Below are 9102 nucleotides of genomic sequence, written 5' to 3'. Positions count from 1 at the left end.
TTCGCCACCGCGCGGGTGATCGCCGCGCCGATGCGGGCCGCCGGGCACCTCGGCCCGCCGCTCACCGCGCCGCCCGGCGCCGACGAGCAGACCCGGCTGCTGTGCTTCCTCGGCCGCGATCCCGAGGGCCGCCGCCCGGGTGCGTGACCTCGGGGACATGACCTTCAGGGCATGAGCTTCAGGGCATGACGGCCGTCCGGCCGTACGGACGCCCCGCGGCAACGAGCGAGCCCGGCCGCCCCTGAGGGCCGCCGGGCTCGTCGCCGTGCCGTCCGGCCGGGAGGACCCGGCCGGGAGAGTCCCGGTCAGGAGAACTCGGCGAGGGTGCGCTCGGCCTCCGACAGCCAGGCGCGGCGGGCGTCGAGGGCCTCCTCGGCGTCCCGGACGTCCTTGTCGCGGCCCGACGCGCGCGCCTTCTCCAGCCGCTTCTCCAGCTGCTCGATCGAGGAGCGCAGCTGGTTCACGGTCGCCTCGGCGCGGGCGCGGGCCTCGGGGTTGGTCCGCTGCCACTCCGACTCCTCGGCCGTGCGGACGGTCTCCTCGACCTTGCGGAGCCGGCCCTCGAGCCGGTCCCGCACGTCGCGCGGGACCATCCCGGCGGCCTCCCAGCGCTCCTGGATGCCGCGCAGCGCCTGCCGGGCCGCGCGGATGTCGGTGACCGGGAGCAGCTTCTCGGCCTCGGCGAGGATGCGCTCCTTCTCCTCGGCGTTCACCCGCAGCTCGGCGTCGCGCTCGGCGAACGCGGCGCTGCGCGCCTGGAAGAAGACGTCCTGCGCGCCCTTGAAGCGGGCCCACAGCTCCTCCTCGACCTCGCGGGAGGCGCGGCCGGCGAGCTTCCAGCGGCGCATCAGGTCGCGGTAGGCGGCGGCGGTGTCGCCCCACTCGGTCGAGCCGGACATGCCCTCGGCCTCGGCGACCAGCCGCTCCTTCTCGCGGCGGGCGTCCTCGCGCTGGTCGTCCAGCGAGGAGAAGTAGGCCTTGCGGCGCTTGGTGAAGGCGTTGCGCGCGGCCGACAGCCGCTTCCACAGCGCGGTCTCGGTCGGACGGTCGACGCGCTCGGCGGCCTTCCACTCCTCGACCAGCTGGCGCAGGCGCTCGCCGCCGTTCTTCCAGTGCGTCTCCTCGGCCGCGATCCGCTCGGCCTCGGCGACGATGCGCTCCTTGGTCTCGCGGGCCTCGGACCGGGCGTGCTCGCGCTGGGCCTTTACCTCCTCGCGGCGCTTGCCCACCAGGCCGTCCAGGCCGTCCAGGCGGCGGACCAGGGCGTCCAGGTCGCCGACGGCGTGCGCCCCGGTGACCTGCTCGCGCAGCCGGGCGATGCTCTGCTGCGCCTGCTGGGGCTGCAGGTCGGTGGTCCGGACCCGCTGCTCGAGCAGGCCGATCTCGGTGACGAGCGCGTCGTACTTGCGCCGGAAGTACCCGAGGGCCTCTTCCGGGGCCCCGGCCTGCCAGGACCCGACGACGCGCTCGCCGTCCGCGGTGCGCACGTAGACCGTGCCGTCCTCGTCCACCCGGCCCCAGGGATCGGTCGCGCTGGACACCCTTGCCTCCTGAATCGCGGGTCCGATCGTGTGCGCGCCGGGTTGCGCGGTCGTGTCCACACTCATCGGACCCTCCACACCTTAGTATCCCGATCCACTATTTCCCGGCGATCGTGACGTCCTGGATCGTGACCTTCTTCTTGGGCTCGCCGGTGCCGTCGTCGCCCGGCTTGGCGATGCCGCCCTTGGCCACCTTCTGCAGCACGTCCATACCCGAGGTGATCTTGCCGAACACCGTGTAGTCCGGCGGGAGCTGGGAGTTCCCGTACACCAGGAAGAACTGGCTGCCGTTGGTGTCCGCGCCGGCGTTCGCCATCGCGAGGGTGCCGGCTCCGTACTTGGCGCCCTGCGTGTTCTCGTTGGCGAACTTGTAGCCGGGGCCGCCCTGGCCGGTGCCGGTCGGGTCGCCGCACTGCAGCATCTGCAGTCCGGCGCTGGTGGACAGGCGGTGGCAGTGGCTGCCGTCCCAGAACTTCTTGCCCGCCAGGAACGCGAAGGAGTTCGTGGCGCAGGGCGCCTTCGCCCCGTCCAGCGTGAGGCCGATGTCGCCCTGGGTGGTCTTCAGCGTCGCCTGCACCGCGCCGCCGTAGGCGGGCTTGACCGGCGGCTTGGAGCCGTCCTTCAGGGCGCCCTGGTCCTGCGAGGCGTTGTAGGCGCACTCACCGGGCTTGGCCTTGGACTGGGTCGCCTGGGCCTCGGGCTTGGCGTCGTCCTTCTTGCCGTCCTTGTTGAGGGCGAAGGCGGCGGCCGAGCCCCCGCCGATGACGACGACCGCCGCGACGGCCGCGCCGGCGATCCTCAGGTTGCGGGCGCGGGCCTGCTCGGCCTCCCGGCGCGCCTGCTGGCGCTCGTAGCGCTGCCGCGCGAGCTGCTTCTTGCGGTCCTTCCCCGCCACGTGCCCTGCCCTCCGTGTGATCAGGTGAACGTGCAGCGCATAGTAGCGGTACCGGGGGCGTCGTTGGCCCGTCCGACCACCGGCGACGCGGGCGAACCCCCACCGACACGGCGATCCCGGGATCTCGTTCGCGGCGGGCCCGGCCGCGCCGGTACCCTCGTAGGACCGCGTGTGCGGCGATCGACGGGCAGGTCCCCGGCGGGTTCCGCCGGGCCCGCCGCGCCGTCCGGAAGCGGACGGGGCGCGGGCGCCCCGCGTCCACCGCACACTCAGCGAATTCACAGGAAGGACGACCGTGCTCGTCGCCGGGTTCCCCGCCGGATCGTTCGCCGCGAACTGCTACGTCGTGGCGCCCGCCGCGGGCGAGGAGTGCGTGATCATCGACCCCGGCCAGGACGCCGAGGCCGGGATCGAGGAGATCCTGCGCGAGCACCGGCTGAAGCCGGTCGCGGTCCTGCTCACCCACGGCCACATCGACCACGTCTGGTCGGTCGCGCCGGTCTGCGGCGCCCGGGACGTGCCCGCGTTCGTCCACCCGGACGACCGGGACCTGCTGACCGATCCCGGCAAGGGCCTGTCCCTGGCCGCCGCGCAGCAGTTCCTCGGCGGCCTCACGCTCACCGAGCCGGACGACGTCCGCGAGCTGACCGACGGCGCGACGCTGGAGCTGGCCGGGCTGGAGATCACCGTCGACCACGCGCCGGGCCATACCGGCGGGTCGGTGACCTTCCGGACCCCGGCCACGCAGGAGATCCCGGACGTGATGTTCACCGGGGACCTGCTGTTCGCCGGCTCGATCGGACGCACCGACCTGCCGGGCGGCTCCTACGAGCAGATCCTGGACAGCCTCTCCCGGGTCTGCCTGACCAGGCCCGACGAGACGGCCATCCTGCCCGGCCACGGACCGCAGACGACCATCGGCCGTGAGCGCGCGACCAATCCTTACCTGGCTGACCTGAAGCCCGCCGCCGGCCCGCACAAGGGATTCTGACCCCAGACATGAGCTCCAGCTTCCAGGCCCCCAAGGGCATCAGTGAGTACGTGCCGCCCCGGGCGGACCTCTTCTACGCCGTGCGCGAGGCGTTCGCCGAGCGCGCCCGCCTGGCCGGATACGGCTATCTGGAACTGGCGGTGTTCGAGGACACCAACCTGTTCAAGCGCGGTGTCGGAGAGTCCACCGACGTGGTGTCCAAGGAGATGTACACCTTCACCGACCGCGGCGACCGGTCGCTGACACTGCGCCCGGAGTTCACCGCCGGGGTGCTGCGCGCCGTCCTGGAGCACAACCTGCACAAGCTGGGCGCGCTGCCGGTCAAGGTGTGGACCACCGGCCCGGCGTTCCGCGCCGAGCGCCCGCAGCAGGGCCGCTACCGGCAGTTCTACCAGCTCGACCTGGAGGCCATCGGCAGCGAGGACCCGGCCGTCGACGCCGAGGTGATCGCGATCTCGGCGGGCTGGTACCGCTCGCTGGGCCTCACCCAGGTGCGGCTGCTGCTGAACTCGCTCGGCTGCAAGAACTGCCGTCCGGCCTACCGGGTCCTGCTGCAGGAGTTCCTGCGCGGCCTGGACCTGGACGAGGCGACCCGCGAGCGCATCGAGATCAACCCGCTGCGGGTGCTCGACGACAAGCGCCCGGCCGTCCGCGAGCAGCTCGCGGACGCCCCGCTCATGGCCGACCACCTGTGCGGCGACTGCAAGGCCTACCACGACCGGGTCCGCGAGCTGCTGGCCGACCTCGGCATCGCCTTCGAGGACACCCCGACCCTGGTCCGCGGGCTGGACTACTACACCCGCACCACCTTCGAGTTCGACCACCCGCTGCTCGGCGCCCAGTCCGGCATCGGCGGCGGCGGACGCTACGACGGCCTGTCGGAGGACATCGGCGGCCCCGAGCTGCCCGGCATCGGCTTCGGCCTCGGCCTGGACCGGACCATCCTCGCCCTGGAGGCCGAGGGCGCCGCGTTCGCCGCCAAGCCCCGCTGCGAGGTCTTCGGGGTGCCGCTGGGCGAGGCGGCCGAGCGGCGCGTGTTCGACCTGGTCGCGGGCCTGCGCGAGGCCGGAATCGCCGCCGACATGGCGTTCGGGGGCAAGAAGCTCAAGGGCGCGATGAAGGACGCCGACCGGTCCGGCGCGCGGTTCGCGCTGATCCTCGGCGAACGGGACATCACCGAGGGGGTCGTCCAGCTCAAGGACCTGACCTCCGGGGAGCAGACGCCCGTCCCGCTCGCCGACACCACTTCGACGTTGAAGGAAAGGCTTTCACGATGATCCGCTCGCACGAGGCGGGGACGCTCCGCAGGGAGCACGCCGGGCAGCAGGTGACGCTGGCCGGCTGGGTGGCGCGCCGCCGCGACCACGGGGGCGTCGCCTTCATCGACCTGCGGGACGCCTCGGGCACCGCCCAGGTCGTGTTCCGCGAGGAGGACACCGCCCACGACCTGCGGTCGGAGTTCTGCGTCAAGATCACCGGCGAGGTCCGGGTCCGCCCCGAGGGCAACGAGAACCCCGAGCTGCCCACCGGTGAGATCGAGGTCGCCGCGACCGAGATCGAGGTGCTGAGCGAGTCCGCGCCGCTGCCGTTCCCCATCGAGGGCGACGTCAACGTCAACGAGGAGATCCGGCTCAAGTACCGGTACCTGGACCTGCGCCGCGAGAACGTCGCCCGCGACATCCGGATCCGCTCGCAGGGCTCGTACATCGTCAACGAGGTCATGCGCGACCACGGCTTCGTCAACGTGGAGACCCCCACCCTGACCCGGTCCACCCCCGAGGGCGCGCGCGACTTCCTGGTGCCGGCGCGGCTGCGTCCGGGCCACTGGTACGCGCTGCCGCAGTCCCCGCAGCTGTTCAAGCAGCTGCTCATGGTCGGCGGCCTGGAGCGGTACTTCCAGCTCGCCCGCTGCTACCGGGACGAGGACTTCCGCGCCGACCGGCAGCCGGAGTTCACCCAGATCGACATCGAGATGTCGTTCGTGGAGCAGTCCGACGTGCTGGCCGTCGCCGAGGACCTGGTCCGGCGGCTCTGGCGCGAGATCCTCGGGCACGAGATCGGCGAGATCCCGCACATCACCTACGCCGACGCCCTGGCCCGCTACGGCTCGGACAAGCCGGACCTGCGGTTCGGCCTCGAACTGACCGAGATGACCGAGTACTTCGCGAACACCTCGTTCCGGGTGTTCCAGGCCCCGTACGTGGGCGCGGTCGTCATGCCGGGCGGCGCGGCCCAGACCCGCAAGGAGCTGGACGGCTGGCAGGACTGGGCGAAGCAGCGCGGCGCGCGCGGCCTCGCCTACGTGCTCGTCCAGGAGGACGGCACCCTCGGCGGCCCGGTCGCCAAGAACCTGTCGGACGATGAGAAGGCGGGCCTGGCGGCCAAGGTCGGCGCCGAGCCCGGCGACGCGATCTTCTTCGGCGCGGGACGGCCGCACGCCACCCGCGAACTGCTCGGCGCGGCGCGGCTGGAGATCGGCCGCCGCAGGGACCTGATCGACCAGGACGCCTGGGCGTTCTGCTGGATCGTGGACGCGCCGGTGTTCGAGTCCGTCGAGGACGACAAGGGCGAGCACATCGGCTGGACCGCGGTGCACCACCCGTTCACCGCGCCCAAGCCCGAGCACGCCGACCTGGTCGCCTCCGACCCGGGCGCGGTGCTCGCCAACGCCTACGACATCGTCTGCAACGGCTACGAGATCGGCGGCGGCTCGATCCGTATCCACCAGGCCGAGATGCAGCAGAAGGTGTTCGACGTGCTCGGCCTGTCCAAGCAGGAGGCCGAGTCGAAGTTCGGGTTCCTGCTGGAGGCGTTCAAGTTCGGCCCGCCGCCGCACGGCGGGATCGCGTTCGGCTGGGACCGGGTGACCATGCTGCTGGCGGGCGAGTCGTCCATCCGCGACGTGATCGCCTTCCCGAAGGCCGCGTCCGGGTACGACCCGCTGACCGCCGCGCCGACGCCGATCACGCCCGAGCAGCGCTCCGAGGCCGGGATCGACTTCGTCCCCGAGGACGAGGACGAGGCCCCCGGGGACACCGCGTCGGAGTCCGCCGGGGCGTGACGTCCGGAGCATGAGGGAAGGGCCGGTCCGATCGGACCGGCCCTTCCGCTTGCCCGGGGCCGCCCGCGCCGGGCGCCCGCGTGGACGCCCCCGCGGCACGGGTCAGCGGTTGGTTCCGCTGGTGACGCGGTAGACGTCGTACACGCCGTCGATGGACCGCACGGCCTTCAGGACGTGCCCGAGGTGCTTGGGGTCGCCCATCTCGAAGGTGAAGCGGCTGACGGCGACCCGGTCGCGGGTCGTGGTGACCGACGCCGACAGGATGTTCACGTGCTGGTCGGACAGCACCCGGGTGACGTCCGACAGCAGCCGTGGACGGTCCAGCGCCTCGACCTGGATCGCGACGAGGAACACCGAGTCCTCGCCGGGCGACCAGCGGACGTCGATGAGCCGGTCCGGCTGCTCCTTGAGCTGCGTGACGTTCGAGCAGTCGGCGCGGTGCACCGACACGCCGTGGCCGCGCGTCACGAACCCGACGATGTCGTCGCCCGGGACCGGGGTGCAGCAGCGCGACAGGCGGACCCACACGTCCGGGTCGCCCGCGACGACGACGCCCGGGTCCCCCGCGGGACGGGTGCGCTTGCGGCGCGTCGGGAGGGCGATCTCGGCGAGGTCCTCCTCGGCGGACTCGACGCCGCCGAGGGCCTCCACCAGCTTCTGCACGACGCTCTGCGCCGAGATGTGCCCCTCGCCGACCGCCGCGTACAGCGACGAGATGTCGGGATAGCGCAGGTCGCGGGCGAGGACGAGCAGGGCCTCCCCTGACATCATCCGCTGCAGCGGCATGTTCTGCTTGCGCATCGCGCGGGCGATGGAGTCCTTGCCGGACTCGATCGCGGTGTCCCGGCGCTCCTTGGAGAACCAGTGCTTGATCTTGTTGCGGGCGCGCGGCGACTTGACGAAGTTCAGCCAGTCACGGGACGGCCCGGCGTCCGGGGCCTTGCTGGTGAAGATCTCGATGGTGTCGCCGTTGTCCAGGACGGACTCCAGCGGCACCAGCCGGCCGTTGACCCGGGCGCCGATCGTGCGGTGCCCGACCTCGGTGTGCACGGCGTAGGCGAAGTCGACCGGCGTCGCGCCCTGCGGCAGCGCGATCACGTCGCCCTTCGGGGTGAAGACGAACACCTCCGACACCGACAGGTCGAAGCGGAGCGACTCCAGGAACTCGGCCGGGTCGGCGGTCTCCTTCTGCCAGTCGAGCAGCTGCCGGAGCCACTGCATGTCGGCCGCCTTGCGGCCGCCGACCGTCTCCTCCTTGTACTTCCAGTGCGCGGCGACGCCGTACTCGGCGCGGCGGTGCATGCCCCAGGTGCGGATCTGCAGCTCGACCGGCTTGCCCTCGGGCCCGATCACGCTGGTGTGCAGCGACTGGTACATGTTGAACTTCGGCATCGCGATGTAGTCCTTGAACCGGCCGGGGACCGGGTTCCACCGCGCGTGGATGGTGCCGAGCGCCGCGTAGCAGTCGCGGACGCTGTCCACCAGGATCCGGATGCCGACCAGGTCGTAGATCTTGTCGAAGTCCACGTCCCGGGCGATCATCTTCTGGTAGATCGAGTAGTAGTGCTTGGGCCGCCCGACCACGGTCGCCTTGATCTTGGCCTCGCGCAGGTCGGCGGAGACGGCCTCGATGACCTCCTGCAGGAACACGTCGCGGCGCGGCGCACGCTCGGAGACCAGCCGGGCGATCTCGTCGAACCGCTTGGGGTAGAGGGTGGCGAAGGACAGGTCCTCCAGCTCCCACTTCAGCGTGTTCATGCCCAGCCGGTGCGCGAGGGGGGCGAACACCTCGAGCGTCTCGCGGGCCTTCTTCTCCTGCTTGTGCCGCGGCATGTAGCGCAGCGTGCGCATGTTGTGCAGCCGGTCGGCGAGCTTGATCACCAGGACCCGGATGTCGCGGGACATCGCGACGACCATCTTGCGGACGGTCTCGGCCTCGGCCGCGTCGCCGTACTTGACCTTGTCGAGCTTGGTGACGCCGTCGACCAGGGCCGCGATCTCGTCGCCGAAGTCGGCGCGCAGCTCCTCCAGCGTGTACTCGGTGTCCTCGACGGTGTCGTGCAGCAGGGCCGCGCACAGCGTCTCGGTGTTCATGCCGAGTTCGGCGAGGATGGTCGTCACCGCGAGCGGGTGGGTGATGTACGGGTCGCCGCTCTTGCGCTTCTGGTCGCGGTGGTAGTGCGCGGCCACGTCGTAGGCGCGCTCGATCTGCCGCAGGTCCGCTTTCGGATGGGTGTTGCGGACGGTCTTGATGAGTGGTTCGAGTACCGGGTTCATGGCGGGACCGCGTTGGGCTCCGAGCCGGGCGAGCCTGCGCCGCACCCTGGCCGCTGATGGTGGGATCGGTGCCGCCCCGGAGCCCGTGGAGGCGGGCTCGGACGGCGTGCCCGCGGCCGGACGGCCGCCGGACGGGGACCTCCCGGCCGGACGGCCCTGGCCCGCGGAGTCCCGGCGCCCGGCGTCCTGATGCGCGGAGTCCACCGGGGCGGGACGGCCGTCCGCCGGTGCGGACGCCTTCGAGGCGGGGGCTTTGGGCCTGGAGCCCGCGGGCTGGGCATCCGCGGGCTCGGCGTCCAGGAGGGCGGGGGCCAGGGGTGCGGGGCCGGCCGGGAGG

General features: G+C 72.1%; 6 protein-coding genes. 3 read left to right on the top strand and 3 right to left on the bottom strand.

Annotated features, from left to right (window positions below):
• Positions 1-305 precede the first annotated feature (305 nt).
• Positions 306-1541: a DUF349 domain-containing protein gene (locus AB0J52_RS16810; protein WP_500182491.1), complete on the bottom strand. Its 1236-nt coding sequence runs from the start codon at positions 1539-1541 to the stop codon at positions 306-308.
• A gap of 97 nt (positions 1542-1638) precedes the next feature.
• A complete protein-coding gene (locus AB0J52_RS16805; protein ID WP_500182490.1) occupies positions 1639-2436 on the bottom strand; it encodes a peptidylprolyl isomerase in 798 nt (265 codons plus the stop codon).
• A gap of 295 nt (positions 2437-2731) precedes the next feature.
• Between AB0J52_RS16805 and AB0J52_RS16800 the strand changes: the two genes are divergently transcribed.
• The 3 genes from AB0J52_RS16800 to aspS are packed head-to-tail and all read left to right on the top strand — an operon-like array spanning position 2732 to position 6488.
• On the top strand, positions 2732-3427 hold the full coding sequence (locus tag AB0J52_RS16800) for an MBL fold metallo-hydrolase (protein ID WP_500182489.1): 696 nt from the start codon (positions 2732-2734) through the stop codon (positions 3425-3427).
• A gap of 8 nt (positions 3428-3435) precedes the next feature.
• Positions 3436-4704 (top strand): histidine--tRNA ligase, encoded by a 1269-nt coding sequence (gene hisS / locus AB0J52_RS16795; protein ID WP_500182488.1) that lies wholly within the window; start codon positions 3436-3438, stop codon positions 4702-4704.
• Positions 4701-6488 (top strand): aspartate--tRNA ligase, encoded by a 1788-nt coding sequence (gene aspS / locus AB0J52_RS16790; protein ID WP_500182487.1) that lies wholly within the window; start codon positions 4701-4703, stop codon positions 6486-6488. Before hisS ends, aspS begins: the two co-directional genes overlap by 4 nt.
• 102 nt (positions 6489-6590) lie before the next feature.
• Here aspS and AB0J52_RS16785 read toward each other — a convergent pair whose 3' ends face one another.
• The gene (locus AB0J52_RS16785; protein ID WP_500182492.1) at positions 6591-8765 is read right to left on the bottom strand and encodes a RelA/SpoT family protein; all 2175 of its coding nucleotides are present in this window, start codon (positions 8763-8765) and stop codon (positions 6591-6593) included.
• Positions 8766-9102: the final 337 nt, after the last annotated feature.

This window comes from Spirillospora sp. NPDC049652, assembly GCF_040675125.1.
Classification (GTDB): Bacteria; Actinomycetota; Actinomycetes; order Streptosporangiales; family Streptosporangiaceae; genus Spirillospora.
Note: the sequence above shows the minus strand (reverse complement) of the source record. Positions and strands in the feature narration are given on the sequence as shown.